A 25,881-nucleotide genomic window follows, 5' to 3' on the forward strand; every position below is an offset into this window, starting at 1 on the left:
GACGTCTCCCCAAAGGTCGGGCCTGCGGAGCTCACAGTCTACTTGCGCCCCCTGAATCGCCGACCGGGCCGGTCAGCATGTGGACAGCGGGCCGGCTGCGCTCAGACGGCGGTGACCTCTTCCACCACGTCGAGGCGGGTGTGCGCCACCAGTGCCTGCAACGCGCGCATCGCGGCGCCCGCGTGGTTGCCCCAGGTGTTGAAGTAGGAGTACTGCCACCACCACAGCGCCTCCAGCGGGCGCCCGGCCCGGTAGTGGCCCAGGCCGTGCACGAGGTCGGCCGCCACGGCCGCCAGGTCGTCCGACAGCCGGTAGGGGGTGACGCCGGTGTCCTTGTACGGGTCGAACACCTCGGCGTAGTCGTCCACCGGGCCGAGGCGCGCGGCCAGCGCCTGGCGCATCCCGTCCAGGTCGGGGTCGGGGCCGGTGGCCGGCTCGAAGTTGCCCTGCAGGATCACGTCCTGCACCGCGCCGAGCTGGGCGCCCGCCAGGCTGACCTGCGCGACCTCCACCAGGAGCATCGGCAGGATGGCGTCACCGCCCTCGCCGCCCGCCAGCCGGGCCAGGCCGTCCAGGTAGTTCTGCGCGTGCACCGCGACGCCATCCGCGAGAGCGCTCCACTCGTCAAACATCCAGCAGTCTCCGTCCTTCGAAAGCGCGGCCCAATGTGACCTCGTCGGCATACTCCAGGTCTCCGCCCACGGGCAGTCCGCTCGCCAGCCTGGTGACCTTCAAACCCATCGGTTTCACCAATCTGGCGAGATATGTCGCCGTGGCCTCCCCCTCGAGGTTCGGATCGGTGGCGAGGATCAGCTCGGTGACCCGGCCGTCCGCCAGCCGGGTCATCAGCTCGCGGATCCGCAGGTCGTCCGGGCCGACGCCCTCGATGGGGCTGATCGCGCCGCCCAGCACGTGGTAGCGGCCGCGGAACTCGCGGGTCTTCTCGATCGCGACGACGTCCTTGGACTCCTCGACCACGCAGATGACGTGGGGGTCACGCCGGGTGTCCCGGCAGATCCGGCACTCCTCCTCGGCCGCGACGTTCCCGCAGACACGGCAGAACCGGACCTTGTCCTTCACCTCCAGCAGCGCGTGCGCCAGCCGCTTGACGTCGGCCGGGTCGGCGGACATCAGATGGAAGGCGATGCGCTGCGCGCTCTTGGGACCGACGCCGGGCAGCAGCCCGAGCTCGTCGATCAGATTCTGGACGACCCCTTCGTACATGGCGGATCAGAAGCCGGGCAGCTGGAGCCCGCCCCCGCCGAGGCCCTGGGCCAGCGGGCCGAGCTTCTCCTGCTGGAGGTCGGAAGCCGCCCGCACGGCGTCCCGGACCGCGGCGATCACCAGGTCGGCCACGGTGTCCGCGGTCTCCTTGGGATCGGCCGCGTCGATGACGTTCGGACTGATCTTCAATTCCAGCAGCTCGCCGCTGCCGTTCACCGTGGCGACCACCAGCCCCCCGCCGGCCGACCCCTCGATCTCGGCGTCGGTCAGCTCCTGCTGGGCGTTCGCCAACTGCTGCTGCATGAGCTGCGCCTGCTCCAGCAACTGCTGCAGGTTGACATCCCCTGGATTCACGATCATGCGCTCCTCATGGCCTCGCGTGTGGCACGAGCCTACGGCTTCCCCGGCCATGATGCATCGGCCCCTCACCAAGCCGTCACCATGCCCGCGCCACCATCCCAGCGGCCCGGGGCGTCTCAGGTGTGGTCGATCTCTCCGATGATCTGGCCACCGAGTTCGCGCTGGACCAGCGCCATCCCGGTGAGCGCGTCGGCGTCGGCGTCCGCGTCGTTGAGAGGATCGACCTCGTCGGCCTCAGGGCCGCGCGCCGGCCGGCCCGGCACCGCGTCCGGCCAGGCCGCCGCCCCCGCCGGCCGGGGGCCGGACTGCGCCGCCGCCTGCGCCGCCGACCGGGCGGCGGCCAGCCCGGCGCCGGACGGCGGCGGGTGGCCGATGTCCTCCGGTGGCGGATCGTCCGGCCAGGGCTCGTCGGCGGGGGCCGACGGCCCGCTCGACCGGGCTCCCGGGGCGCGCCGCCGGGACGCCTGGGCCTGCCCCGCCGGGGCGCCTGGCCCGCCGGCGGCGGGAGCACCGGCCGCGGGAGCACCGGCGGCCGCGGCGGCGTCGGGCCGGGCGGCCCGCGGCGCCGGGCGGCCCCGGGACGGCGCCGGGCCGGCCGGCGGGGCGGACCCGCCCGCCGAATCGCCGACGACGGCCTCCACCCGCCAGGACCCGCCCATCACCTCGTTGATCACGGCCGCGACCACCGTGTCCTTGCCGCCGTTGACGAAGTTGCGCATCGCGCCCACCTGGCTGAAGCCCAAGGTGGCGATCTCGCCCTCGACCCCGGCCAGCCGGGCGTTGGTGCTGACGTTGGCCCACACCGCCGGGGAACGCCGCCGGAGCAGGTCGAGAACCTGCCCCCAGCCCTGCTGGAGCGGACCTGCGGCGGCGGGCCGCGCGCCGCCGGCCGGCGGCGCCTCCTCCGGCGCCGGCCGGACCGGCGCGGGGCGTTCGTCCTCCACCGGCCGCCGGGCCGGGGTGGGCGCGGCGGCCGCGGCGGGCTGCGGCTGCGCGGGCCGGCCGCCCGGCCCCGGCGCCGGGCCCGGATCGGCCGTCGCGGGCGCGGCGGCCGGTGCCGGCGCGGGCGACGGTGCCGGCGCGGGCGACGCGGCGACGCGGCCCCCGGTCGCCACCACGCCACCGCGCTCCAGCCGCTCCAGCCGGGTGAGCAGCGCGGCCTCACCCTGCTCGGCGGCCGGCAGCAGCACCCGGGCGCACATCAGCTCCAGCAGCAGCCGGGGGGAGGTCGCCCCGCGCATCTCGGTGAGCCCGGCGTTGAAGATCTCAGCCGCCCGGGTCAGCTCGGCCGGCCCCATCGACGCGGCCTGGGCGACCAGCCGCTCCAGCTCGTCCGCCGGCCGGTCGAGCAGCCCGTTGGCCGCCGCCTCCGGCACGTTGGCGAGCACGACCAGATCCCGGAACCGCTCCAGCAGGTCGGCCGCGAACCGCCGGGGGTCGTGGCCGCCCTCGATCACCCGGTTCACCGCCTGGAAGACGGCCGCGCCGTCCCGGGCGGCGAAGGCGTCGACCATCTCGTCGAGCAGGTCGCCATCGGTATAGCCGAGCAGCGAGGCGGCGCCGGCGTGCGTGATGCCCGACTCGCCGGCGCCGGCCAGCAACTGGTCCAGGATGGACAGCGAGTCACGGGCCGAACCGGCGCCCGCGCGCACGACGAGCGGCAGCGCGGCGGGCTCGTACGGCACCGACTCCGAGTCGAGGATCTCCTCCATCAACCCGCGCAGCGTCCCCGGCGGCATGAGCCGGAACGGGTAGTGATGGGTGCGGGACTTGATCGTCCCGATGACCTTCTCCGGCTCGGTGGTGGCGAAGACGAACTTCAGGTGCGGCGGCGGCTCCTCGACCAGTTTGAGCAGCGCGTTGAAGCCCTCGCGGGTCACCATGTGCGCCTCGTCGATGATGTAGATCTTGAAGCGCGCGGAGACGGGGGCGAAGAAGGCGCGCTCACGCAGGTCGCGAGCGTCGTCGACGCCGCCGTGCGAGGCCGCGTCGATCTCGATGACGTCCAGGTGGCCCGGCCCGGTGGCGGCGAGGGCGACACACGACTCGCACTCGCCGCAGGGATCGGGGGTCGGGCCCTTCTCGCAGTTCAGCGACCGGGCGAGGATGCGGGCGCTGGAGGTCTTCCCGCAGCCGCGCGGGCCGCTGAACAGGTAGGCGTGGTTGATCCGGCCGGAACGCAGGGCCTGGCGCAGCGGCTCGGTGACGTGCTCCTGCCCCTTGACCTCGGCGAACGTTCCAGGCCGGTACTTACGGTAGAGGGCGAGACTCATGCCGTCTCCTCGCCTTGAGGGCCGGAGTGCGAACGCGCCGGCACCCGCGGGGCGCACGCGCGCCGACCGGCTCGCGCTGGTACGGGCGGGCCCCAGGGCTCCAGCGAAGAGACCCCTCGCACACCCGACAGAGCCCGCTTATCCTTGCTGCCTTCCGGCCCTGGGGAGGTTCACAGGATGACGCCATGCGAGGGGTCCGGGTGACAGTCTAGCGGGGTGCGGCGGTGCTCCGTGCCGCCAGCGCGCACGGAATCTCGAGACCGATTCGAGGCCCTCCGGGTGGTCTTCGCACCCGCTGCGGTCCGGTAAGCTTCTCGGCGGAGGATTCGCCTAGTTGGCCTAGGGCGCACGCTTGGAAAGCGTGTTGGGGGCAACCCCTCAGGAGTTCGAATCTCCTATCCTCCGCGCTTGGTTGAGCAGCAAGAACACGTAGGGCCCGGGTCGATCCAACCCGGGCCCTACGTGCGTCTGGGTCTCAGTTCGGGTCTCAGTCGCCGCCCTGGCAAGGCCTCGCAGGGCCATCACTCCACTGACGCCGGACATGCCTCCCGTCACCTCACAGCCTCACCCGACGGATAATAACAGAATTATAACGAGATGCTAACGGGATGATTGCCACAGCGGGCTGACCTGGCCATCTGCCCTACCTTGTAGCAGGGTTCCCTGAGACTTAGGAAAATTCCCTGAGCCTAGGGAAGGCCCGCGCCCCATGCCTTGACCAGCATTGGGGGGCACGGGCCCTCCGGGAATGACCTTCCTGACCTCTAGCTAGTTCTGGCTAGAGGTCAGGACTGTCACCGTTGCGAAACAGCTCGACGATAAATCGTCCAACTGCCGCGAGCGCCGAAACAGCCGGCCAGATCCAAGATCTAGAAGTCCGATGTCGCGATGCGCGATTACGGCGACCCATGATCACTCGGTCCTCTCTGCGACCCTCCGGGGGGAGGGGGCGACCATTCGGCCGACCGGGTGACGGTCGAATGAAGCCGATCACAATTGAGGACGTGCGTACCATACTGCATACCCCTTGATGATCACCCGTTATCGACCGGAACGTGTCGCGAACCCGTCGGGCATCACTCGACGTGTCCAACTATTTGCGGTTATGCACGGGCGCGTGGCTCAGGGAACGAGCGGGCGCCTCGCGGGGAAACCACCCAACCTGGAAGGTGCGTTGAGGGCCACCCCTCGCGGGCTCGAATCTCGTATCTCCCACGCCCGGTCCGAGCGGCCGGAACACGCACGCCCCGGACCGATCCCGCCGTGCATCCGGGACATGGCGCGTCCGAGCCGCACGGCCGGCATCGGACTCCCGCGAAGGTTCACGGAATCTGGCGGTAGATGTCGCGGCGGTTACCGACGGCCAGGACCCACACGATCAGCCGGCCATCCTCGACGGTGTAGACGACACGGTAGTCGGCGACTCTGAGCCGCAGGCGGGAACTGTGCCCCTGCAGGGCCTTGATGTCGAACGCCGAGGTGTCACCCGCGTCCATCGCCTTCTGCAGGTCGGTGAGGCGATGAAGGATCCGCACGGCGTCCGGCCGCGGAATCTTGAGCATCTCCCGTTGGGCGGCCGGCGTGAAGCGTGTCGTGTACCCCATGCGGTTCAACCCTGGTTGTCGCGGAGCAGCGCGGCCATCTCCTCCAGGGAGACCGCCCCTCTGGTGCCCTCCGCCTCGGCCTCGTCGGCCAGCCGGTTGAGCCACGCCTCTTCGACGTCTTCCGCGATCCGATGGAGTCGCTGGTACTCCTCGATGTCGATCACGACGGCCTCCCGCCTGCCGCGTCGCGTGATGATCGTCGGGGTCTCGTCCCGGCGAGCCCGGTCGATGACGTCGGCCAGGTGGCTACGGACCTCGGCCATGGATTCCACTACTGGATCGCCCATGCCTTGAAGGTAACAGATGTACATCTGTTACTACAGCGGTCACCCCTCCGGATATCGGCCGCGCATGACACTCGTCCTGCTTGCTCCGCTCCCGGATGCGGCGCACCTCGGCCAGCACGTCGGCCGGCGGGGCCTTCGTGCTGTCCGGGACTCGGTTCGGGTTCCGCCACCCCGGCCGGCCGAGGTGGCGGAACGGGTCCAGGCCCGGCGCTGTGCCGGCGGCGCGCGCGCCCGATCTCGGTCAGGACAGGAAGGCGCCGTAGGGGCCGTTGAGCATGCCGTTCTTCTGGGTCTGGTCGAAGGTGCAATTCGGGTAGGAGTAGAAGGACGCCGACATGCACGTGCCGTCGGTGGACGTGGCGTCCGGCAGGCCGAACGCGTGTCCCAGCTCGTGGACCATGCCGCCGTACCACCGGTTCATCGGGCCGTTGATGCCGGCGTTGCCGTCGGCGTCATGGCCGCTGAGGATCACCCAGCCGTTGCCGCCGCCGCCGCCGGCGCCGTCACCTTCCGCGCTGATCTCCCCGACGTTGACCCAGCGGCTGTCCGGCGCGCCGAGGCCGAACCTGCGCCGTAGTTCCTCCTGCATGTTGCACACCGTCCACCAGTACTTCTCCCCACACTTCGGGGTGTTCTCGTACCAGCTTCGCGGCTGGTCGCCGTTCACCACCTCCACCACCGGGTCGTTCAGGGTGAACGTCTTGCCGAGTCGCTGCTTGAAGAAGCGCTGCGCCTCCCGCATGACATTGGCGATGCCATTTGGGTAGCGCTGGTCGTAGGCCACGTCCGACGGCTTGAGCCAGAAGACGCGCACCGTCCGCGGGGCCGGGGTGCCCGGCGATCGGGTGGGCGCCGGCGAAGGCGTGGCCGACGGGGACGGGCTCGGGGAGGCGGTCACGCCGCCCGTGCAGGCCACCCCGTTGAGGGTGAAGGCGGCCGGTACCGGGTTGGCGGTGCCGTTCCAGGTGCCGTTGAACCCGAACGAGGCGGTGCCGCCGGTCGCCACGGAGCCGTTCCAGCTGACGTTGGCAGCGGTCACCGCGCTGCCGCCCTGGGTCACGCCGGCACCCCACGCCTGGGCCACCGCCTGCCCGGCGTCGAAGTTCCAGCGCAGCGACCAGCCGGTCAGCGGATCGCCGAGGTTCTTGATCGTGACGTTCGCACTGAAGCCGCCGGTCCACTGCGAGCCGATGGCGTAGGTGACCTGGCAACCGGTCGCGGCGGCGTGTGCCGCGACCGTGGTCACCGCCGTGACACCGGCCACGCAGCAGGCCATGATCACGGCGATGAGGCGTGCGGATAACCCTCTTGGCTTTCGGGACATCTTTCCTCCGTTGCGGCTCGCATGGCGCCTTGCTCCAAGGCGTTTACGGCAGATTCCGGTACGGAGAAGTGGACAGGGCTCCAGTAAACCGGAAGATCAGCGTTGTTAACGCTAAACGGGGCGGCTCTCGATGTCTCTCCACGCCGGCGAAGCCATGCCGGGCACCCTCGGGACCTGCAACGATTTCTGCTTAGCTCAGAAAATTTCAGGCGAGCGCGTGAGACATCGCGCCGATTCAGCCCGCGGGCTCCGCGGCGGCCGGCCAGGCGGCCATCGCCAGGGTGACGATGGCGTCCAGCTCGGCGGCCGAGGCGCCGTCCTGGGCCTGGCGGGACAGGCCCTGGATGACGGCGGCGTAGAAGGCGCCCAGCGCCTCGGCGTCGGTGCCGGCGGGCAGCCGGCCGGCGCCGGCGTCCTGCCGGATCCGGGTCACCAGCGCCTGCTTGCTCCGCTCCCGGATGTCGCGTAGCTCGGCCACCACGTCGGCCGACTCTGGACCGCAGTTCGTCGCCGCAGAGATGATCATGCAACCCGGCGGATGGGCGGGGTCGGCGTAGTTCACCGCCGCCTCGCGCAGCAGCCGCTCGATGGCGGCGCGGGCGGTCGGCTCCTCGGCCAGTGCCCGCGCGGTGAAGGCTCCGTGGGTCTCCTGGTAGTGGGCGACCGCCTCGCCGAAGAGCCGCCGCTTGTCGCCGAACGCCGCGTACAGGCTGGGCGGGCGGACGCCCATCGCGGCGGTCAGCGAGGCGATCGACGTCGCCTGGTATCCGTACCGCCAGAACTCCGCCAGCGCGCGATCCAGCGCGGCGTCCCGGTCGAAGGCCCTCGGTCGTCCCATCCTCCAATTTTATATCGATCGCTACACATGTGGTACGGTCCCGTTCTGTAGCGATCACTAAGGAAAGGGACATGACATGAGCACGCTGGCGGGCAGGACCGCGTTGGTCACCGGAGCCGGGCGCGGCATCGGCCGGGCCGTCGCCGAACGACTGGCGGCCGATGGAGCGCTGGTGGCGGTCAACTACGCCGGGGACGAGCGGGCGGCTACCGAGACCGTCAGGGCGATCCGGTCCGCCGGCGGCCGGGCCTTTCCCGTCCGCGCCCGGCTCGGCACGGACACCGGCGTCGACGACCTCTTCGCCGGCTTGGCGGCCGGGCTACAGGAGCACGGGGCGGGTCCGCATCTCGACATCCTGGTCAACAACGCGGGCATCAGCCCGGGAGGCGCCATCGAGGCGACCTCGGCCGCCGACTACGACCTGGTGTTCGCGGTCAACACCCGGGCGCTCTTCTTCCTCACCCAACGGGCACTGACCCGGCTCCGCGACGGCGGGCGGATCATCAACATCACCACCGGCGCCACCCGGATCGCGCTGCCGGAGAAGATCGCGTACGGCATGACCAAGGGAGCGGTGGAGGTCTTCACCCGGACGCTGGCCGCGCACCTGGGGCCCCGCCAGATCACCGTCAACAACGTGGCGCCCGGCTTCGTCGACACCGACATGAACGCCGACTGGCTGCGCGGGGACCCCGTCGCGCAGGAGTACGCCGCGGGCTTCTCGGCGCTGCGCAGGGTCGGCCGTCCCGACGACATCGCGGCGGCCGTCGCCTTCCTGGCCTCCGATGACGGTCGCTGGGTCACCGGGACCACCATCGACGCCACCGGCGGCTCCCGGCTCTGACGCCCCCCGGTCGCTCCGCCCCGCCACCATTACGGAGGCGGGGCCGCGGGACGTGCGGGCGGGTCGTGGAGTGCCGGGGCGGGCGGGCAGGACGGGCTGAGGCCCATTCCGACGCCGAGGCCGGCCGCCGAGGCGATGACGACGGCGGCCACGAACGGGCCCTGCGTCGCCAGTCTTGCCCGGAGCCAGGCGCCCAGCGGGGTCACCGGGAGGACGCGGACGAAGTAGGCGGGAGGCGGCGTGTCATCGGGCATGCGCGGAAACGCTCCCGTCTCGGTGCTCCAGCGGGCGGATCACTGGTGACGCTAATGACGATGCGCAGGTGGGAGGCATTTCGCCGGTCCCGGCAGAAGGGAATTTCGCGGATGCCGGCCCGTTCCTTGACCGAAGAATGACACCGTCGTGCCACCACCGGGATGCGACCGGAGAGATGATCCGGCCATCCTGCGGGCCACCGGTCATGCATGATCGTTTCGCTTCGGGGCAGTGGCCGCCCATATGACCTTGAGAACCTCATAGAAGGACGACGGGCCGATGGACTTCCGCGATGATGCCAATCTGGACGCATCACAGGTAGAGAACCGTGGTGGCGGAGGCCGATTTCCCGGCGGCGGCCTCGCCGTCGGCGGCGGGGCGGCGGGCATCATCGCCCTCATCGCCGCCTTGATCTTCGGTATCAACCCGGGGGACATCACCGGCGGCAGCGAGGACCCCGGTGCCGTCCAGCCGAGCTCGGACCTGTCCCAGGAGTGCAAGAAGGGTTCCGACGCCGACCAGTCGGAGAACTGCCGGGTGGTCGGCGTCGTCAACAGTATCCAGGCGTACTGGCAGGACACCTTCCAGGAGTCGGCCCAGGCCGACTACAGCAACGCGCGGACCGTGCTGTTCTCGCAGGCGGTGAGCACCGGATGCGGCCAGGCGACCTCCCAGGTGGGCCCGTTCTACTGCCCGAACGACAAGCGGGTCTACCTCGATCTCTCCTTCTTCGACGATCTTCAGAGCAAGTTCGGCGCCAAGGGCGGCCCCTTCGCCCAGGCGTACGTCATCGCCCATGAATACGGCCATCACGTCCAGGACCTGCTCGGCACGATGAACAAGGTCGGCAACGACAGCCAGGGAGCGCAGAGCGCGTCCGTCCGGCTGGAGTTGCAGGCGGACTGCTACGCGGGAGTGTGGGCCAAGAACGCGGTGGACACCGGCTTCTACGAGAAGCCCTTCACCGACGCCGAGATCAAGGAGGCGCTGGACGCGGCGGCCGCCGTCGGTGACGACCGGATCCAGGAGAAGGCCCAGGGCCGGGTCGACCCGGAGTCCTTCACCCACGGCACCGCCGAGCAGCGCACCAAGTGGTTCACCACCGGCTACCAGACCGGGGCACCCGACCGATGTGACACCTTCGGCGGCTCGATCTGACCTCGTTCGTGGGCGGCCCGGTTCCGGTGCCGCCCACGGCTGCGGGGCCGCCCGGCGAGCAGAGCAAGCGGAGCGCTCTCTTAAACTGAACAGGTGATCTTCAAGTCAGTGGGAGACGAACGACCATACCCCGAACACGGGTTGTCGCACCGCGATTGGGCCCGGATACCGCCGCGGCAGGTCCGGCTCGACTCCTTGATCACCACCAAGGCGGTGCTCGACCTGCACTCCCTGCTCGCCAAGGACTCCACCTTCTACGGTGATCTCTTCCCGCACGTGGTGCAGTGGAAGGGCGAGCTGTACCTGGAGGACGGCCTGCACCGGGCGTTGCGTGCCGCGCTGCACCAGCGTTCGGTCCTGCACGCGCGGGTCCTGGACGCCGACGCCGGCGAAGCGCAGCACTCGCCCGCCCCGGAGTAAACAGTTCGCGTTCCTCGCCGCCCGGCCGGCCCTCGGTCTCTAGGCTGCGGCCGTGGCGTCGGGTGACACGGCCCGCCGCCGGTGGGACGACGACCTCGGGCGGGATACGCATGCGAGATGTCACGCAGATCGTGGCACAGGTTCGTGAAGAGCTCGCGGGAGAGCTGCGCGAGCGGGTTCGGCGGCGGCTCGGCGAGCAACCGGCCGAGTGGCTCGCCGACCAGCTGACCTCGCTGGCGCTGGGCGGCGGCGAGGTCGCCGGCCCCGCCGTCCCGCGTCAGGTGCGCCGGAGTCCCGGGGACGGATCCGAGGCGGCGGGAACCGCCGAGCGCTGATCCGCGGCCGTTCCGGGGAAGTGGCCTCGCCCGGAACGGCGCGATCGTGCCCGCTGGTCAGCGGTGCCGGCGATGGTGCTTGGGCTTGTGCTGGTGGCGCTTGTGCTTGGCGCTGTGATGACGCTTCGGCTTGTGCGAGGCGTGCCGCTTGCGCTTGTGGTGGTCGCGGGCGCTCACCGGGGCCGGTGCGCCCACCGACGCGGTGACGGAGGCGGCCGCCTCGGCCGGCCGCGTCGCGGGCGTCGCCGGGAAGACCAGGGCCGAGGCCACCAGGGCACCGGCGGTCAGGACGTGTCTGAGCATGAGAGATCACTCCGTTGTCGTGACGGTCACGGCACCGGGTGAGGACCCGGGCCGGCGGAGCGCTGTGTTGGTCTACTCGGGACTCGCCAAACCGCGCAAAACCACGAACACCACGTTAACTGTGAGATATCCAGCAACAGCGCCATAGGCGGCAAAGGGTTCGTTCGTCGGTTTTATTCGGTTGACCGGCTCGCCGCCCGGCCGGAAACCTGGCCGGATGCTGATACGACGCGAGACCCCGGGGGACGCGGCCGCCGTCCGCCGGGTGCACGACGCCGCCTTCGCCAAGCCCGACGGCCCACCCGGGGCGACCGTCGAATCGCGGCTGGTGGACGAGCTGCGCGAGTGCGACGGGTGGCTGCCGGCACTGTCCCTGGTGGCCCTGGACGGCGACGGCTCGGTGGCGGGTCATGTGGTGTGCACCAGGGGCACCGTGGCGGGTACGCCGGCGCTCGGCCTGGGGCCGCTCGGCGTGCTGCCGGACCACCAGCGCCGGGGCGTCGGGGGCGCGCTGATGCACGCGGTGCTCGGTGCCGCCGACGCGCTGGACGAACCGCTCGTCGTCCTTCTCGGGCACCGGGACTACTATCCGCGGTTCGGCTTCCGGCCGGCCGTCGAGTTCGGTGTGATCCCACCGGTGGCGGAATGGGGGCCGTATTTCCAGGTACGCCCGCTCAACGCGTACGACGCGGAGATCCGGGGGGCGTTCGACTACGCCGCGCCGTTCCGGAACCTGACGTGACCCCGCCGGCCGCGGCGACCGCGGCCGGCGCGTTCGACGGCAGAGCTCCGCACGATCCCGCCGCCGAAACTCCTGACGTGATGGGTGCCCGGCGGCGACCGGATCTGCACCCGATTGATGCGAGGATGGGTCAGCCGATGGACAAAACGCGCAAAGGTGACAAACCATGGATCCTGTTCAGGTGATATTCGTGATCGCCATCGTGATCGTCGCGGTGATCGCCTGGAGGTACGTCGTCCGGCGGCGCCGATGAACCCGCCGCACGCCGCTCACCGGCTCCGGTGACCGGCGGCCCCGAGAACGACGAAACCCTCGAACCCGTGGGTTCGAGGGTTTCCGATGTCCAAGGGACATCATGTGGCGGTGGAGGTGGGATTTGAACCCACGGATGGGTTGCCCCATCACACGCTTTCGAGGCGTGCGCCCTCGGCCACTAGGCGACTCCACCGCGGAGCAGCCTACCGGATCCGGGGCCCGGTTCGCGCATGGCGGGTGCCCGTCATGTCAAGGAATGTGACGATCGTCGGGGCGGCCTCGCCGGTCGGCGAAGAAGTCGCGCAGCGCGGCCGCGCACTCGCCCGCCAGTACCCCGCGGATCACCTCGGGCCGATGATTCAGCCGCCGGTCGCGCAGCACGTCCCACAGCGAGCCGGCCGCGCCCGCCTTCTCGTCGTCGGCGCCGAAGACCACCCGGGCGATCCGGGCGAGCACCGCGGCGCCGGCGCACATCGTGCAGGGCTCCAGGGTGACCACCAGCGTGCAGCCGGCCAGCCGCCACTCGCCGCGCGACCGGGCGGCCGCGCGTAGCGCCAGCACCTCGGCGTGCGCGGTGGGGTCGGCGGCGCCCTCCCGGTCGTTGCCGGCCGACGCCAGCACCGCGCCGTCCGGACCGAGCACCACGGCGCCGACCGGCACCTCGCCACGCCGGCCCGCCTCGGCCGCCCTGGTCAGGGCCAGCCGCATCGGCTCTTCGAAGGACGGGGCGCGCACGGTCGGGCGGCGATCAGCGGAGGCGGTCGATCTCGTCCGCGAAGGAGAGCCGCTCGGCGATCACCGACAGCGTGTCGGCGGGCAGTACGCCCTCCTCCATGCTCAGCTCCACCAGTTCCTCCGCGCTCACCCCGAGATCGCGCAGCAGCTCGAAGTCGCCCGCCGGCCGGACACCGAGATCGGCCTCCTTGTCCGCCGTGACGGTTCCGGCCAGCTCCATGAACAGCTCGCCGAGCGCGTCGCCGGCGGCGGCGTGCGCGTCCGAAAGGAAGGCCCGCGGCTCGGCGTCGCCGTCGTAGCGGACCAGGGCGAACCACTCGTCCTCCACCTCGACGCACAGCAGGGCCAGCTCGTCGCCGCGCAGGTTGAGGGCCTCCTGCACCGCGTCGCCGATGTCGTCGGCGATCTCGGTGTCCGCCAGGTCGACCTCCGCGCCGCTCCACCCCCCGGAGATACGCACGAAGGCCGCGGCGAACAGAGCGCTGTTCGATGGTCTGGAGGGCATGATGAGGCTCCCGCGGTCAGCCGATGGCGACGTCGACGGCACGTTCGAACGGCTGGGAGAACCCGAGCCGGGCGGCGATGCTGGACAGCACCTCGTCGGGGAGCAGTTCGAGATCACCGGAGAGCGCGCCGAGCTCCATCTCGTCCAGGCCGAGATCGGAGAAGATGGACAGGTCTCCCGCGGGGAGGACCATGTCGAGCTCCTCCTCCTCGGGCACCGGCACGTCCAGGTACTCCAGGACCTGCCTGGCCAGTGGCCAGTCCCACGAGGCCGTGATGTCGGACAGGAACACGTCGACGCGTTCGCCGAACATCCGCAATGCCACGAAGAAGTCATCCCCCACCGCGACAAGGCCAATCGTGGCACCCATGCTCGGCTGCTGCCGCAGCGCGTGGATGAGGCCGTGCAGGTCCTTGGTAAGACCCACCGGCAACATCTCGGCTTCCCAGCGGTCGTCCTCGCGGTAGACCACGATGGCGAAGTCAAGAGCGTCTACATCTGTCATCTTCACCCCACCGACGCGGTTCTTACAGTTGGTAATGGTGTCAGAGTCACTCGCCGCCCGTAGGCCGCTCAGGCAAATTGTGATCAAAGACCGGGACGTCTGCCCAACTTAGGGGGAGATGGGGGCTTACGAGCCAGTCGTACCGTTCACCCGGCACAGGAGATACCGTTGGCAGCCATGAAGACCCTCGTCGTCGACCATCCGCTCGTCGCCCACAAGCTCACCACGCTGCGTGACGTGCGTACGGACTCTCCGACGTTCCGCAGGCTCGCGGACGAACTCGTCACCCTCCTCGCCTACGAGGCGACCCGGGACGTGCGCGTCACCGAGGCGACGGTCGACACCCCGGTCGCCCCGGCGCACGGCGTGCGGCTGGCCCGCCCGGCGCCGCTGGTGGTGCCGATCCTGCGGGCCGGGCTGGGCATGCTCGACGGCATGACCCGGCTGCTGCCCACCGCCGAGGTGGGGTTTCTCGGCATGATCCGCGACGAGGGCACGCTGAAGGCGCAGACCTACGCGACCCGCCTGCCCGAGGACCTCTCCGGCCGCCAGTGCTACGTGCTGGACCCGATGCTCGCCACCGGCGGCACGCTGGCGGCGGCGATCGAGTTGCTGTTCGCCCGGGGCGCCGAGGACGTCACCGCCATCTGCCTGCTCGCCGCGCCCGAGGGTCTGGCGTACATGGAGAAGGTGTTCGCCGGGTCCGAGGCGCCGGTGCGGGTGGTCACCGCCGCGCTGGACGAGCGGCTCAACGAACTCGGCTACATCGTGCCGGGCCTGGGTGACGCCGGAGACCGTCTGTACGGCGTGGTGTGATTCTTTTCCTTCTTCTTCCCGTGTCTGACATTTGATTCGTTACATAGCGTCTTAGCCTGGGTACACAAAGTGACGAGAACGTCATCGTGTTCCCCGGTCTCCCAGCCGTGGACGCACCTCTGGGAGATGCGATGGACCAGTTGCCGGAAATCGACGCCTATGCGCAAGTCGAGACCACGCTGCGGATCGAGTTCGCCGGGATCCATCCCGCCGAGACCGTGACCCGCTGCATGGACGCGGCCCGCCACGGCGCGATGGAGGTGACCGGCCACGCGCACCCGGGCCTGGTGGAACGCATCGCGCGCAAGCACCTGCAGGTGCTCGCCGCCGTCGTCGCCGACCAGGAGTGACACAGGTCACATCCAGACCCCTAACGACTGTGGGGTCCGGATGCGCTTTACCCGGCCGACCGGCTGGGTAATGTATACGGTGGGTGCAGTGGGTGAGTGGTTAATCGGAGGCGGCCGTGCAGGTCAAGAAGGTTCTAACGTACGCAGCCATCGCGTTTGTGGCTTTCTACCTGTTCACCAGACCGGCAGACGCGGCTAGCGCGGTCAAGGGAGCGATGGACACTGTGGTGAATGCCGCGGATTCGCTGGCTCTATTCTTCACCAAGCTGACATGAGGCTGGTGACCCACGGGGAGTCTGCTCCGTCGTCGGTCAACCGTTACCTCCTCCCCAACGAACAGCAAGTGATCATGGTACGCCGCCACCCGGCGGTCCTGTTACGGCCGGTCGCCGAGGTCTTCGGCGGTCTGATCCTGGCGGGCCTGCTGAGCAAGTGGCTGGGCGGCAGTCAGGGCTCCCAGGCCCTGGTCATCGTCTGGTGGGCCTGGTTGCTGTTGCTGATCCGTTTCGTGTGGAAGGTCGCGGAGTGGTCGGTCGACTATTTCGTGGTGACATCCAAGCGCATGCTGCTGACGACCGGTCTGATCACCCGCCGGGTGGCGATGATGCCGCTCGGCAAGGTGACCGACATGAGCTTCCAGCGGTCGCTGCTCGGCCGCATGCTCGGCTACGGCGAGTTCGTGCTGGAATCGGCCGGCCAGGACCAGGCCCTGTCGACGGTGCCGTACATCCCCTACCCCGAGACGTTGTACCTCGAAGTCTGTCAGATGCTGTTTCCCAGTTCTGACGACGATGATTAGTCCACATTCGTCCGGAATCCCGAGGAGTGAGACCGACTTGCTCCCGGGATTCTTGACGTGGGTATACCCGTTTCGGCTCCTTCGTGCCATCATGGCGGAATCATTGACCATAACCTTGCGCAAAGAGATCACATGCCGAGTCAGGGAAGCATCGGTGATCGCGTCCGCGGGCTGCGCCTGAGCAGGCGAATGTCTCAGGCCCAACTGGCCGGACCCGACCTCTCCGACAGTTACGTCTCTCTCATCGAGTCCGGCAAGCGCACGCCGACGCCGGTGGTGGCCCGCCTGTTGGCGGAGCGTCTGGGGTGCACCACCGAGTTCCTGGTCCACGGGATCGAGCCGCGCCAGCGCATCGATACCGAGCTCGGCCTGCGCCACGCGGAGCTGGAGCTGTACCACGGCGACCCGGCGCTCGCCGTCGAGCGGTTCGCCGACATCGCCAAGGCGGCGGGCGAGGACAACGCGCTGCTGGCCGCGCACGCCCGGCTGGGGCGGGCCCGCGCGCTGGAGGCGCACGGCCGCATCGACCTGGCCGTGGAGGCCTACGAACGGCTGCGCCGGGAGGCCGCCGCCCATCCCGAGCGTCTGGCCGACGTCCCGCTCACCGTGGCGCTGTGCCGCTGCTACCACCGGGCGGGCGACGTCATGCGAGCCCGCGACCTGGGCACCACGGCGCTGGCGCAGGCCGACCGGCTGATGCTGCACCACGGCGAGGTCGCGGTCGACCTGGCCCTGGCGCTGGCCGAGGCCGAGGTCGGGCTGCCTTACGTCCAGCAGGTGCTGGAGGCGACCGGGCTGTCGGCGCCGGCCGATCGCACCCCCGAGATCCTCTCGCTGTGGCAGGCCAGCGTGTCGGCCGCCGAGGGGGAGGATTCGGCCCTCGCGGTCCAGCTGGCCGACGACGCCCTCGCCGCCGGCCGCCCGCTGCGGATCACGGCGCAGGCCGCCAGGATCGCCACGCGCTGGGCGGAACTGGCCGGCGGGCACCCCGACGACCTCGACCGGGCCGAGTCGCTGGCCGGCCGGGCGAGCGAGGTGTTCGCGGCCTTGCCCACCGAGACGGCGAACCAGGCGCGCAGCCTGATCGTGCTCTCCCGCCTGCGGCTGCGCGGCGGCGACGTCGCCGGCGCGCAGGAGCTGGCCGGTCGGGCGCTGGCGCTCACGCCGGACGGCCCGGCGACCGTCGCGGCGTCCGCTCATCTGCTGATGGCCGAGATCGGTTCGGCGCGGCCGGGTGTGGACGTGGCGGCGAGCCTGACCCGCGCGGCCGAGTTGCTCGCCGCGGCGCCGGGGGCGGACTCCATCCGCGATCCCGAGATCGCCGGGGTGTGGCGCCGGCTCGGCGACATGTGGGGCGGGGCGGGAATCCGCGAACGGCAGACCGCCGCGTACCGTAAGGCACTGGAAGCGGTCGGAGTCAGGTCGACCGTCGCCGACCCGGTGGTTCCCGCGGTGTTCGCCCGGTAGGCCACGAAAGGATCACGACAGGGCTCCGTGACCGGGAAGCCGCGGATTTGGCGACGAGACTCCGGAATAATTAAGGTCGACCAATCATTGACTCGTAGGATGATTGGTTTTCCCGGAGGAGGCAGACTGTGAGTCTGCGTACGGCGCAGCGGGCTTCCCTCGTCGACCAGGTGATCGAGCAGTTGAAGGACCAGATCACCTCCGGATCGTGGCAGCTGCATGCCAAGATCCCAACGGAGACGGTGCTCGCCGAGCAGCTCGGCGTGGGACGCAACACGGTGCGGGAGGCCGTGCGGGCGCTCACGCACGCCGGGCTGCTGGAGTGCCGGCAGGGCGACGGTACCTACGTACGGGCGACCAGCGAGCTCTCCGGGGCTATGGCACGGCGATTGCGCGCCGCCGAGCACCTGGAGATCCTGGAGGTCCGCCGGGCGCTGGAGGTGGAGGCGGCCAAGCTGGCGGCCGTGCGGCGCACCTCCGGCGACATCGAGATGATCGAGGCGGCGCTGCTGCGTCGCGAGCAGGCGTGGGCCGGTGGCGAGGTGGACGACTTCGTGGAGGCCGACCTCGCCTTCCACGTGGCCGTGGTGGAGGCCACCCACAACCGGGTGCTGATCGACCTCTACAAGGACTTCTCCACCGCGCTGCGGGCCAGCATCGCCGCGGCCGGCGCGCCGCTGCAGAACGGGCACATCCCGCACGACGCCATCGCCGCCGCGATCTCCCGCGGTGACGCGGCCGCCGCCGAGCGGGCCGGGCACGCCTGCATGGAGCACATCGCGATCGCGCTGGCCGAGACGCCCGAACTGATCGACTGACGGCCGCCGCGTCAGCCGACCCGCAGGGACATGGTCAGATAGCGGAACGCCGGATCGTCCCCCGCGTCAGTGATCAGTGCCGGCCGGGTGGACGAGGCCATGTTGATCCGGACGGTCTCGGTCTGCACGCCGGCCAGCCCGTCGAGCAGGAAGTGCGGCTGGAAGGCGATCTCGATGTCCTCGCCGTGCAACTCGGCGGCGACCGCCTCCGCGCCCCGCCCGATGTCACCGCCGCCGGCCTGGATCAGCACCTGGCCGCGGGTGAACGACAGCCGGACGGCGGTGTGCCGCTCGGCCACCAGCGCCACCCGCTTGATCGCCTCGACGAACGGTGCCAGCTGCAGCTCGGCGTAGGTCGGCCACTCCTCGGCCAGCCGTGATCGGTAGTCGATGAACTGCTCGTCCAGCAGCCGCACGGTGGTCGCGCGGCCGGCGCACTCGAAGCCGGCGATGCCGTCGCCGAACCCGATCGACACCTCGCCGGACCGGAGCGACCGGCCCACCTCGACCATCACCCGGGCCGGCACCATCACCGAGACGGCCGTGTCGTCGCGGACCGGGTGCCAGAGCAGGTCGCGCGCGGCGATGCGGTAGCGGTCGGTGGCCGCCAAGGTCACCTGCACCCCGTCGATGTCGACCCGGATGCCGGTCAGCATCGGCAGCGCGTCGTCGCGGCTGGCCGCCGCCGCGACCTGGGCCACCGCGGTGGCGAACAGCCCGCCGCCGAGCGCGCCCGTCGCGGCCGGCAGGGCCGGCAGGGTGGGGAAGTCGTCCACCGGCAGGGTGAGCAGGCCGAACTCGGCGCTTCCACAGGTCAGCACCGCCTCGGAGCCGGCGGTGACGATCTCGACCGGCTCGGCGGGCAGGCTCTTGGTGATCTCCGCCAGCACCCGGCCGGGGATCAGCGCGCGGCCCGGCTCGGCGACCTCGGCGTCCACCGAGGCGCGCGCGGAGACGTCGTAGTCGAACGCGGACAGCGTGAGGCCGTCGTCCAGCGCCTCCAGCAGGATGCCGGAGAGCACCGGGACGGCGGGACGGCTCGGCAGCGTCCGGGCGGTCCACGCCACGGCGTCGGCGAGCACATCGCGGTTCACCTGGAACTTCACCCTGATCCATCCCCTTCGCAACATCTGTTGCCAGCACGTTAGCGCGCGGGTCGGACATTTGGCGGCCACCGGCCGGTCCAGGTCGCGCCGGGACGACGGCGATCAGCGGCGGCTGCCGTTGAGGTAGGCGAGCACCGCGAGCACCCGCCGGTTGTCGTCGTCGGACGCCGCCAGGCCGAGCTTGCCGAAGATGTTCGCGGTGTGCTTGGCCACCGCGCTCTCGCTCAGATACAGCCGCTGCGCGATGGCCGCGTTGGACCGTCCCTCGGCCATGAGCGCCAGCACGTCGCGCTCGCGCGGGGTGAGCCGGCCGACCGGCTCGTCCCGCACGTTGCTCGCCATCAGCTTGGCGATGACGTCCGGGTCCATCGCGGTGCCGCCGCCCGCCACCCGGCGCACCGCGTCGACGAACTGCGCCGCGTTGAACACCCGGTCCTTCAGCAGGTAGCCGACGCCGCCGGTGCCGTCGGCCAGCAGCTCCCTGGCGTACAGCTGCTCGACGTGCTGCGAGAGCACCAGCACCGGCAGCCCGGGAACCGCCCGGCGGGCCGCCAGCGCCGCCTGCAGACCCTCGTCGGTGAAGGTGGGCGGCAGCCGCACGTCGACCACCGCCACGTCGGGCCGCTCCTCCAGCAGCGCCCGGGACAGCTCCGGCCCGGACTCCACCGCCGCGACGATCTCGAAGCCGTGCGCCTGGAGCAGGTTGACCAGGCCTTCGCGCAGCAGGAAGAGATCTTCGGCCAGGACCACTCTCACGCGTTCGACTCCGAGGCCTTCCATCGGCTCTGTTCGGCCACCGCGAAGGCCAGCATGCCCGCGCCGAGCGCGATCATGCCGAGCAAGGTCGGCCACTGCCACGGCTCGGGCAGATAGAGGGCGAGGAACCAGCTGCGCTCGTCCACTCCCGCGATCTTCAAGACGATCGGCACCAGGCCCTGGGGGAACAGCGGCAGCCAGCACAGGCCGAAGCAGACGCCCATCAACTTCGTCCGCCAGCCTGCCGGAACCGCCCGGCGGGCGGCATGGCCCTGGAAGGCGTGCGGCAGCTCGACGGTGGCCGTGGTCGGCCCGCCCCGAGGGCTGTGCAGTGCCAGCACCCCGTCGAACGCGGCCAGCCGCCGCTCGATGCCGCGCAGCCCGCTGCCGCGGGCCGGGTCGGCGCCCCCCTGGCCGTCGTCGGTCACGGTGATCCGCAGGGCCGGGCCGCGATGGCTGATGTCGATGGTGACCGAGGCCGCCCCGCTGTGCCGGCTCGCGTTGGTCAGCAGCTCGCTGACGACGAAGTAGGCGGCCGACTCGACCGGTGCCGCCGACCGGCCGGGCAGGTCGACGCTCACCGTCACCGCGAGCGGGCTGTCCAGCGCCAGGGCGCGCACCGCGTCCCCGAGGCCACGCTCGGCCAGCACGGGCGGGTGGATGCCGCGCACCATCCGGCGCAGCTCGATGAGGGACGTGGCCGACGCGTCCCGGGCCTTGGCGATCAGGGCCCGCGCGGCCTGCGGGTCGGTCTCGACCAGCTCCTCGGCGGCGCCGAGCGTCATGCCGATGGCCACCAGCCGGGCCTGCGCCCCGTCGTGCAGATCGCGTTCGATCCGCCGCAGCTCGGCCGCCTGGACGTCGACGATGATGGTGCGAGCCTGGTCGACCCGGCGCAGCTCGTTGGTCAGCCGGGCCTTCTCGGTCGGCGCCAGCAGCAGCTCGGTCCACCGGCCGTGCAGGCGGACGGTGTGCGGAGCCAAGAACAGCCCGGCGACCGCCAGCAGCACGCCCGCGGCCGTCTCCAGCGGGCGCCCGGTGGCGACGAGGCCGGCCACCGATCCGGCGACCATGATGACCGGGACGGCGGTGACCGCCGCACCGAGGATCGGCTGGCCGAATACCCAGGCGAGATCGCGCCACGTCGCCGGATCCTTGAGCATCCAGTCCAGGGCGCGGTTGAATGACGGCACCAGCGACGTGCGATAAAGGGACCGGCCCTCGCGGTACCACCCGTCGGCCTGCGGCACCGGCGGGGGCGGCGGCGGGCGGTAGGGGTCGGCGATGTCCACTCCCGACCAGGAACGCGCGATCCTGCGGGCCAGCGCGGTGCGGCGGCGGACCAGGCGGATGGTCGCCGGGAACAGGAAGACCATCCCCAGCCCGAAGGACAGCACCATCACGACCGCGGCCAGCGCGCAGAGCAGCGCGTCGGCCAGCGCCAGCGTGACCAGCACGAGGCTGCGGCCGAATCCCTTCGACGTTCTGAGGAGCATGCCACCAGTCTGGGCCACCGGCCGGCCGTTCCGAAGTAGTGCCGCGACCCGAATCCGGGGTGTACCCAGGTACACCCCGCCCGGGAGGCAGGCTCATTCCGCCGGCCCGCCCCCGGTTCCTAACGTCGTCGGCATGTCGGTCATCGAACTCAGGAACCTGCACAAGACCTACGCCGGCCGGGCCGCCGTCGACGACGTGTCCTTCAGCGTGTCGGAGGGCGAGATCTTCGGGGTGGTGGGGCGCAACGGCGCCGGCAAGACCACCACGGTGGAATGCGTGTCCGGACTGCGCCGTCCCGACGGCGGCACGGTCACCGTCACCGGCCTGGACCCCCGGCGCGACCGCGCCGAGGTGCGGCGCCGGCTCGGCGTACAACTCCAGGACTGCACGCTGCCGGACCGGCTGCGCGCCGGCGAGGCGCTGGAGCTGTACGCGAGCTTTTACGAGCGGCCCGCAGACTGGCGCGCCCTGCTGGAGGAGTTCGGCCTCGGCGCCAAGCGGGACACCCCGTTCGCCAAGCTGTCCGGCGGCCAGCGGCAACGGCTGTCCATCGCCCTGGCGCTGGTGGGCAGGCCCCGGGTGGCGATCCTGGACGAGCTCACCACCGGTCTGGACCCGCAGGCCAGGCGGGAGACCTGGGACCTCATCGAGGCGGTACGCGCCCGCGGCGTCACCATCGTGCTGGTCACCCACTTCATGGAGGAGGCCGAGCGTCTCTGCGACCGGATCGCGGTGATCGACGCGGGCCGGGTGGCCGCCGTCGACACCCCCGAAGGGCTGATCGCCCGGGTGGAGGGGGCCGAGCGGATGAGCCTCCGCGTCGAGCAGCGCGCCGACCCCCTCCTGCGCGAACTCCCCGAGGTCACCGGCCTGACCCGGTCCGGCGACCAGATCACCGTCACCGGCTCCGACGGCCTGCTGTTCTCGGTGATCACCACGCTGGCCGCCCACCGCCTCACCCCGGCCGGGCTGCGGGCCGACCGGGCCACGCTCGACGACGCCTTCCTCGCCCTCACCGGCCGTCCGGCCGCCGAGACCACCGCCTAGGAGACCACCATGACCTCGACCACCGGCCCGGCCGTGACCCGCCCGGCCCGGCGCCGCACCTCGGCGCCACTCCGGCTCACCGTGGCGGAGGCCCGGCTCTACCTGCGGGAACCCGCGGTCCTCTTCTTCACGATCATCCTCCCGCTCGGACTGGCACTCGTGCTCGGCAACTTCCTGCCCGGCATGCGGGAGCCGGACCCCCTGATGAACGGCCAGCGCGCCGTCGACACCCAGCTACCGGTCATGATGATCACACTGGCCGCGATGACCTCCGCCTTCACCATCGTGCCCGGCGTGCTGGCGCTCTACCGGGAACGGGGGGTGCTGCGCCGCATGTCGGTCACCCCCGTCCCGCCGGCCCTGGTACTCGCGGTGCAACTCCTGCTCAACGTGACCATCAGCCTGCTCGCCACCCTGTTGATGATCGCGGCGGTGGTGCTGGCCTTCGACTCCCGGCCTCCGGCCGCTCCGCTGTGGTTCGCGGTGTCCTTCCTGGCCGGGGTGGTGGCGCTGTTCGCCATCGGCCTGCTGCTCGCCGCGGTGGTGCCCGGCAGCCGGGCGGCCGGCGGCGCCGGGTCGGTGGTGATGTTCCCGCTGCTGTTCCTGGCGGGGATGTGGATCCCCCGCGAGCACATGCCCGACGGGCTGCGCGTGGCCAGCGACATCAGCCCGGGCGGCGCGTTCGGGCAGGCGCTGCGCGACGCGTGGGCCGGTGCCGCCCCGCAGCCGTTGCACCTGGCGGTGCTGCTGGGCTGGACGCTGGTCGCGGGCCTGCTGGCAGCCCGGCTGTTCCGCTGGGAGTGAGCCGACGGGGTCACGGTGGCGCGGGGGCCCGTCGTGACCCCGTCGATGACCTCGGAGGTAATCGCGGGGCGGACGACCGCTCGGTAGCCTCGGGACATGAGCACCATGGTCAGCTCCCCCCGGCCGGTCGGTGAGCTGCTCCGCCGGTGGCGCGAGCACCGCCGGCTCAGCCAGCTCGACCTGGCCATCCAGGCCGACATCTCCACCCGGCACCTCAGCTTCCTGGAGACCGGGCGGTCCAACCCCAGCCGCGAGATGGTCCTCCATCTCTCCGAGGAGCTCGAACTGTCGCTGCGCGAGCGCAACCGCCTGCTGCTGGCCGCCGGATACGCGCCGGTCTTCGCCGAGACCCCGCTGGACGAGCCGCGGATGGCGGCCGTGCACACCGCGCTCCGGCAGATCCTCACCGGCCACGACCCGTACCCGGCCGTGGTGGTGGACGCCCGGTGGAACCTGGTGGACGCCAACGCGAGCCTCGCGCTGCTGACCCGGCTGGTCTCCCCGGAGCTGCTGCGGCCACCGGCGAACGTGCTGCGGGCCAGCCTGCACCCGGACGGGCTGGCCCCGCACATCGTCAACGCGGGCGAATGGCGGGCCCACCTGCTCGGCCGGCTGCGGCGCCAGATCGCCGTCACCGCCGACCCGCAGCTCGAGGCGCTGCTCGCCGAGCTGCGCGCCTACCCCTGCGACCGGCCGGAGCCGGAGGTGGAGGTACCGGGGCCGGGCGACATCGTGGTGCCCCTGCGGCTGCGGCACCAGGACGGCGAGCTGACCTTCTTCAGTACGATCGCCACCTTCGGCACCCCGCTCGACATCACCGTGGCCGAGCTCGCCATCGAGTCCTTCTTCCCCGCCGACCCCCACACCGCCAAGGTCCTTAACGATCGCTAATGCGGGGCCATGTCGACGAAGCGGCTGTAGTGGCCCTGGAAGGCGACGGTCACCGTGGCCGTCGGGCCGTTGCGGTGCTTGGCCACGATGAGGTCGGCCTCGCCCGCCCGTGGGGACTCCCGCTCGTAGGCGTCCTCGCGATGCAGCAGGATGACGACGTCGGCGTCCTGCTCGATGCTGCCGGATTCGCGCAGGTCCGACACCTGGGGGCGCTTGTCGGTGCGCTGTTCGGGACCGCGGTTCAGCTGAGAGATGGCGATCACCGGGACCTCCAGTTCCTTGGCCAGGAGCTTGAGCGCCCGCGAGATCTCCGACACCTCCTGCTGGCGGCTCTCGGTCTTCTTCGGCGAGCTCATCAGCTGCAGATAGTCGACGATGACGAAGCGCAGGTCGTGACGCTGTTTGAGCCGGCGGCACTTGGCCCGGATCTCCATCATCGACATGTTGGGCGAGTCGTCGATGAACAGCGGCGCCTCGGCGACCTCGCTCATCCGGCGGGCCAGCCGGGTCCAATCGTCGTCGTTCATGGTGCCGCCGCGCATGTTCTGCAGGCTGACCCGGGCCTCGGCGGACAGCAGCCGCATGGTGATCTCGTTGCGCGACATCTCCAGGGAGAACACCACGGTCGTCATGTGGTGTCTGATCGCGGCGGACCTGGCGAAGTCGAGGCCCAGGGTGCTCTTGCCGATGGCCGGGCGAGCCGCGACCACGATCATCTGGCCCGGGTGCAGGCCGTTCATCAGCGCGTCCAGGTCCTGGAACCCGGTCGGCACGCCGACCATCTGGCCGCTGCGGCTGCCGATGGCCTCGATCTCGTCCAGCGCGCCCGGCATGATCTCGGAGAGCGGGCGGTAGTCCTCGCTGGTCCGGCGCTCGGTGACCGCGTACACCTCGGCCTGGGCCCGGTCCACCAGGTCGTCGACTTCCTCACTCTGCCCGCCGTAGCCGAAGGAGACGATGCGGGTGCCCGCCTCGATGAGCCGCCGCAGGATCGCCTGCTCCCGCACGATCTTGGCGTAGTAGCCGGCGTTCGCCGCGGTGGGAACGACCGCGGTCAAGGTGTGCAGGTAGGCGCCACCGCCCACCCGGGCGATCTCGCCGCGTCGCGACAGCTCGTTGAAGACGGTGACGGAGTCGGCCGGCTCGCCCCGGCCGTACAGGTCGATGACGGCGTCGTAGATGATCTGGTGGGCCGGCCGGTAGAAGTCGTCGGACCGCAGCACCTCGACCACGTCGGCGATGGCGTCCTTGGACAGGAGCATGCCACCCAGCACGGACTGCTCGGCCTCGATGTTGCTCGGCGGCGTGCGCTCGAACGGTGTGTCGAATGCCTGGGCCACCTCGCTGCTCATGCCGGCCCCCTTCCACCGTTTCCGGGCCACCCCCGAAGTGACCGGGCTGACAGTCTCGCCGGTTCCGCCGTCCCCGGCAACGCACCCTGTAGACAGGGCTGTGGATAACGTGTGCAGTTCTCCGCACAGCATGTGGGCAGGCTGGGGACAAGTCTGTGGATAACTCGGCGGCAGTTGTCCACAACCCCTGCCGAGCAGGCAGAACGTTATC

General features: G+C 70.9%; 31 protein-coding genes, 2 tRNA genes and 1 other RNA gene. 15 read left to right on the forward strand and 19 right to left on the reverse strand.

The window, feature by feature from the left end; all coding sequences use genetic code 11:
- Positions 1-101: 101 nt before the first annotated feature.
- The 5 genes from Sru01_RS26685 to ffs all read right to left on the reverse strand — a co-directional run bounded on the left by Sru01_RS26685 (position 102) and on the right by ffs (position 4,057).
- Positions 102-632, reverse strand: coding sequence for a DUF5063 domain-containing protein (locus Sru01_RS26685; RefSeq protein ID WP_203991035.1), 531 nt, complete (start codon positions 630-632; stop codon positions 102-104).
- Positions 625-1,224, reverse strand: a complete 600-nt coding sequence (gene recR, locus Sru01_RS26690) for a recombination mediator RecR (RefSeq protein ID WP_203991038.1) — start codon at positions 1,222-1,224, stop codon at positions 625-627. Before recR ends, Sru01_RS26685 begins: the two co-directional genes overlap by 8 nt.
- Before the next feature lie 6 nt (positions 1,225-1,230).
- The gene (locus Sru01_RS26695) at positions 1,231-1,578 is read right to left on the reverse strand and encodes a YbaB/EbfC family nucleoid-associated protein (RefSeq protein ID WP_203991041.1); all 348 of its coding nucleotides are present in this window, start codon (positions 1,576-1,578) and stop codon (positions 1,231-1,233) included.
- Between the two features lie 122 nt (positions 1,579-1,700).
- A complete protein-coding gene (locus Sru01_RS26700) occupies positions 1,701-3,857 on the reverse strand; it encodes a DNA polymerase III subunit gamma and tau (RefSeq protein WP_203991045.1) in 2,157 nt (718 codons plus the stop codon).
- 104 nt (positions 3,858-3,961) lie between these two features.
- Positions 3,962-4,057, reverse strand: an RNA gene (gene ffs, locus Sru01_RS26705) — signal recognition particle sRNA small type.
- A gap of 119 nt (positions 4,058-4,176) precedes the next feature.
- Between ffs and Sru01_RS26710 the strand changes: the two genes are divergently transcribed.
- A tRNA-Ser gene (locus tag Sru01_RS26710) sits at positions 4,177-4,262 on the forward strand.
- 917 nt (positions 4,263-5,179) lie between these two features.
- Here the strand turns inward: Sru01_RS26710 and Sru01_RS26715 are convergent.
- From Sru01_RS26715 to Sru01_RS26730, 4 genes are all read right to left on the reverse strand, one after another.
- Positions 5,180-5,461, reverse strand: coding sequence for a type II toxin-antitoxin system RelE family toxin (locus Sru01_RS26715; RefSeq protein ID WP_239137764.1), 282 nt, complete (start codon positions 5,459-5,461; stop codon positions 5,180-5,182).
- Positions 5,462-5,466: 5 nt separating this feature from the next.
- Complete coding sequence (locus tag Sru01_RS26720; RefSeq protein WP_239137765.1) at positions 5,467-5,748, reverse strand: type II toxin-antitoxin system Phd/YefM family antitoxin; 282 nt, start codon at positions 5,746-5,748, stop codon at positions 5,467-5,469.
- 241 nt (positions 5,749-5,989) lie between these two features.
- Positions 5,990-7,012 (reverse strand): cellulose-binding domain-containing protein, encoded by a 1,023-nt coding sequence (locus Sru01_RS26725; protein WP_239137766.1) that lies wholly within the window; start codon positions 7,010-7,012, stop codon positions 5,990-5,992.
- A gap of 295 nt (positions 7,013-7,307) precedes the next feature.
- Positions 7,308-7,910 carry a TetR/AcrR family transcriptional regulator gene (locus tag Sru01_RS26730; protein WP_203991056.1) on the reverse strand — a complete coding sequence of 201 codons (603 nt, stop codon included), beginning with the start codon at positions 7,908-7,910 and terminating at the stop codon, positions 7,308-7,310.
- Between the two features lie 76 nt (positions 7,911-7,986).
- On the opposite strand from Sru01_RS26730, the gene Sru01_RS26735 reads away from it, so the two are divergent.
- Entirely contained in the window at positions 7,987-8,754 is a 768-nt protein-coding gene (locus Sru01_RS26735; protein ID WP_203991059.1) for an SDR family oxidoreductase, read from the forward strand.
- A gap of 29 nt (positions 8,755-8,783) precedes the next feature.
- Here the strand turns inward: Sru01_RS26735 and Sru01_RS26740 are convergent, their stop codons facing one another.
- Positions 8,784-9,008 carry a hypothetical protein gene (locus tag Sru01_RS26740; protein WP_203991062.1) on the reverse strand — a complete coding sequence of 75 codons (225 nt, stop codon included), beginning with the start codon at positions 9,006-9,008 and terminating at the stop codon, positions 8,784-8,786.
- Positions 9,009-9,288: 280 nt separating this feature from the next.
- Between Sru01_RS26740 and ypfJ the strand changes: the two genes are divergently transcribed.
- The 3 genes from ypfJ (at position 9,289) to Sru01_RS26755 (ending at position 10,922) form a co-directional block, all read left to right on the forward strand.
- Entirely contained in the window at positions 9,289-10,167 is an 879-nt protein-coding gene (gene ypfJ, locus Sru01_RS26745; protein WP_203991065.1) for a KPN_02809 family neutral zinc metallopeptidase, read from the forward strand.
- A gap of 93 nt (positions 10,168-10,260) precedes the next feature.
- The gene (locus Sru01_RS26750; RefSeq protein ID WP_203991068.1) at positions 10,261-10,587 is read left to right on the forward strand and encodes a type II toxin-antitoxin system VapB family antitoxin; all 327 of its coding nucleotides are present in this window, start codon (positions 10,261-10,263) and stop codon (positions 10,585-10,587) included.
- 110 nt (positions 10,588-10,697) lie between these two features.
- On the forward strand, positions 10,698-10,922 hold the full coding sequence (locus Sru01_RS26755; RefSeq protein WP_203991070.1) for a hypothetical protein: 225 nt from the start codon (positions 10,698-10,700) through the stop codon (positions 10,920-10,922).
- A 57-nt stretch (positions 10,923-10,979) separates the two neighbouring features.
- Here the strand turns inward: Sru01_RS26755 and Sru01_RS26760 are convergent, their stop codons facing one another.
- A complete protein-coding gene (locus Sru01_RS26760) occupies positions 10,980-11,225 on the reverse strand; it encodes a hypothetical protein (RefSeq protein ID WP_203991073.1) in 246 nt (81 codons plus the stop codon).
- Positions 11,226-11,442: 217 nt separating this feature from the next.
- Between Sru01_RS26760 and Sru01_RS26765 the strand changes: the two genes are divergently transcribed.
- Positions 11,443-11,967 (forward strand): GNAT family N-acetyltransferase, encoded by a 525-nt coding sequence (locus tag Sru01_RS26765; protein WP_203991076.1) that lies wholly within the window; start codon positions 11,443-11,445, stop codon positions 11,965-11,967.
- A gap of 358 nt (positions 11,968-12,325) precedes the next feature.
- Here the strand turns inward: Sru01_RS26765 and Sru01_RS26770 are convergent.
- The 4 genes from Sru01_RS26770 to Sru01_RS26785 all read right to left on the reverse strand — a co-directional run bounded on the left by Sru01_RS26770 (position 12,326) and on the right by Sru01_RS26785 (position 13,967).
- Positions 12,326-12,415: transfer RNA gene (locus tag Sru01_RS26770), tRNA-Ser, on the reverse strand.
- A gap of 56 nt (positions 12,416-12,471) precedes the next feature.
- The gene (gene tadA / locus Sru01_RS26775; RefSeq protein ID WP_203991255.1) at positions 12,472-12,930 is read right to left on the reverse strand and encodes a tRNA adenosine(34) deaminase TadA; all 459 of its coding nucleotides are present in this window, start codon (positions 12,928-12,930) and stop codon (positions 12,472-12,474) included.
- Between the two features lie 40 nt (positions 12,931-12,970).
- Positions 12,971-13,462 carry a tRNA adenosine deaminase-associated protein gene (locus tag Sru01_RS26780; protein ID WP_203991079.1) on the reverse strand — a complete coding sequence of 164 codons (492 nt, stop codon included), beginning with the start codon at positions 13,460-13,462 and terminating at the stop codon, positions 12,971-12,973.
- Between the two features lie 16 nt (positions 13,463-13,478).
- Complete coding sequence (locus Sru01_RS26785) at positions 13,479-13,967, reverse strand: tRNA adenosine deaminase-associated protein (protein ID WP_203991081.1); 489 nt, start codon at positions 13,965-13,967, stop codon at positions 13,479-13,481.
- 177 nt (positions 13,968-14,144) lie between these two features.
- Between Sru01_RS26785 and upp the strand changes: the two genes are divergently transcribed.
- The 6 genes from upp (at position 14,145) to Sru01_RS26815 (ending at position 18,217) form a co-directional block, all read left to right on the forward strand.
- Positions 14,145-14,783 carry a uracil phosphoribosyltransferase gene (gene upp, locus Sru01_RS26790; protein ID WP_203991083.1) on the forward strand — a complete coding sequence of 213 codons (639 nt, stop codon included), beginning with the start codon at positions 14,145-14,147 and terminating at the stop codon, positions 14,781-14,783.
- Positions 14,784-14,914: 131 nt separating this feature from the next.
- Positions 14,915-15,133: a hypothetical protein gene (locus Sru01_RS26795; RefSeq protein WP_203991085.1), complete on the forward strand. Its 219-nt coding sequence runs from the start codon at positions 14,915-14,917 to the stop codon at positions 15,131-15,133.
- A gap of 116 nt (positions 15,134-15,249) precedes the next feature.
- Complete coding sequence (locus Sru01_RS26800) at positions 15,250-15,408, forward strand: hypothetical protein (protein ID WP_184610310.1); 159 nt, start codon at positions 15,250-15,252, stop codon at positions 15,406-15,408.
- On the forward strand, positions 15,405-15,932 hold the full coding sequence (locus tag Sru01_RS26805; RefSeq protein WP_203991087.1) for a PH domain-containing protein: 528 nt from the start codon (positions 15,405-15,407) through the stop codon (positions 15,930-15,932). Before Sru01_RS26800 ends, Sru01_RS26805 begins: the two co-directional genes overlap by 4 nt.
- A gap of 132 nt (positions 15,933-16,064) precedes the next feature.
- A complete protein-coding gene (locus Sru01_RS26810) occupies positions 16,065-17,399 on the forward strand; it encodes a helix-turn-helix domain-containing protein (RefSeq protein ID WP_203991089.1) in 1,335 nt (444 codons plus the stop codon).
- A 128-nt stretch (positions 17,400-17,527) separates the two neighbouring features.
- Positions 17,528-18,217: a FadR/GntR family transcriptional regulator gene (locus Sru01_RS26815; RefSeq protein ID WP_203991091.1), complete on the forward strand. Its 690-nt coding sequence runs from the start codon at positions 17,528-17,530 to the stop codon at positions 18,215-18,217.
- An 11-nt stretch (positions 18,218-18,228) separates the two neighbouring features.
- Here Sru01_RS26815 and dnaN read toward each other — a convergent pair whose 3' ends face one another.
- The 3 genes from dnaN to Sru01_RS26830 form a co-directional block, all read right to left on the reverse strand.
- Positions 18,229-19,323: a DNA polymerase III subunit beta gene (gene dnaN, locus Sru01_RS26820; RefSeq protein ID WP_203991093.1), complete on the reverse strand. Its 1,095-nt coding sequence runs from the start codon at positions 19,321-19,323 to the stop codon at positions 18,229-18,231.
- A 102-nt stretch (positions 19,324-19,425) separates the two neighbouring features.
- Complete coding sequence (locus Sru01_RS26825; RefSeq protein ID WP_203991096.1) at positions 19,426-20,079, reverse strand: LuxR C-terminal-related transcriptional regulator; 654 nt, start codon at positions 20,077-20,079, stop codon at positions 19,426-19,428.
- Entirely contained in the window at positions 20,076-21,575 is a 1,500-nt protein-coding gene (locus tag Sru01_RS26830) for a sensor histidine kinase (RefSeq protein ID WP_203991099.1), read from the reverse strand. Before Sru01_RS26830 ends, Sru01_RS26825 begins: the two co-directional genes overlap by 4 nt.
- A gap of 133 nt (positions 21,576-21,708) precedes the next feature.
- Here Sru01_RS26830 and Sru01_RS26835 point away from each other — a divergent pair, with 133 nt between their 5' ends.
- The 3 genes from Sru01_RS26835 (at position 21,709) to Sru01_RS26845 (ending at position 24,318) form a co-directional block, all read left to right on the forward strand.
- The gene (locus tag Sru01_RS26835; RefSeq protein ID WP_203991102.1) at positions 21,709-22,623 is read left to right on the forward strand and encodes an ABC transporter ATP-binding protein; all 915 of its coding nucleotides are present in this window, start codon (positions 21,709-21,711) and stop codon (positions 22,621-22,623) included.
- Positions 22,624-22,632: 9 nt separating this feature from the next.
- Positions 22,633-23,427, forward strand: coding sequence for an ABC transporter permease (locus Sru01_RS26840; protein ID WP_203991105.1), 795 nt, complete (start codon positions 22,633-22,635; stop codon positions 23,425-23,427).
- 96 nt (positions 23,428-23,523) lie between these two features.
- Positions 23,524-24,318 (forward strand): helix-turn-helix domain-containing protein, encoded by a 795-nt coding sequence (locus tag Sru01_RS26845; RefSeq protein WP_203991107.1) that lies wholly within the window; start codon positions 23,524-23,526, stop codon positions 24,316-24,318.
- On the opposite strand, the gene dnaB is transcribed toward Sru01_RS26845, so the two are convergent.
- Entirely contained in the window at positions 24,315-25,670 is a 1,356-nt protein-coding gene (gene dnaB / locus Sru01_RS26850; RefSeq protein WP_203991110.1) for a replicative DNA helicase, read from the reverse strand. The two genes, Sru01_RS26845 and dnaB, sit on opposite strands and share 4 nt — an antisense overlap.
- Positions 25,671-25,881 lie beyond the last annotated feature (211 nt).

The organism is Sphaerisporangium rufum, from assembly GCF_016863395.1.
GTDB lineage: Bacteria > Actinomycetota > Actinomycetes > Streptosporangiales > Streptosporangiaceae > Sphaerisporangium > Sphaerisporangium rufum.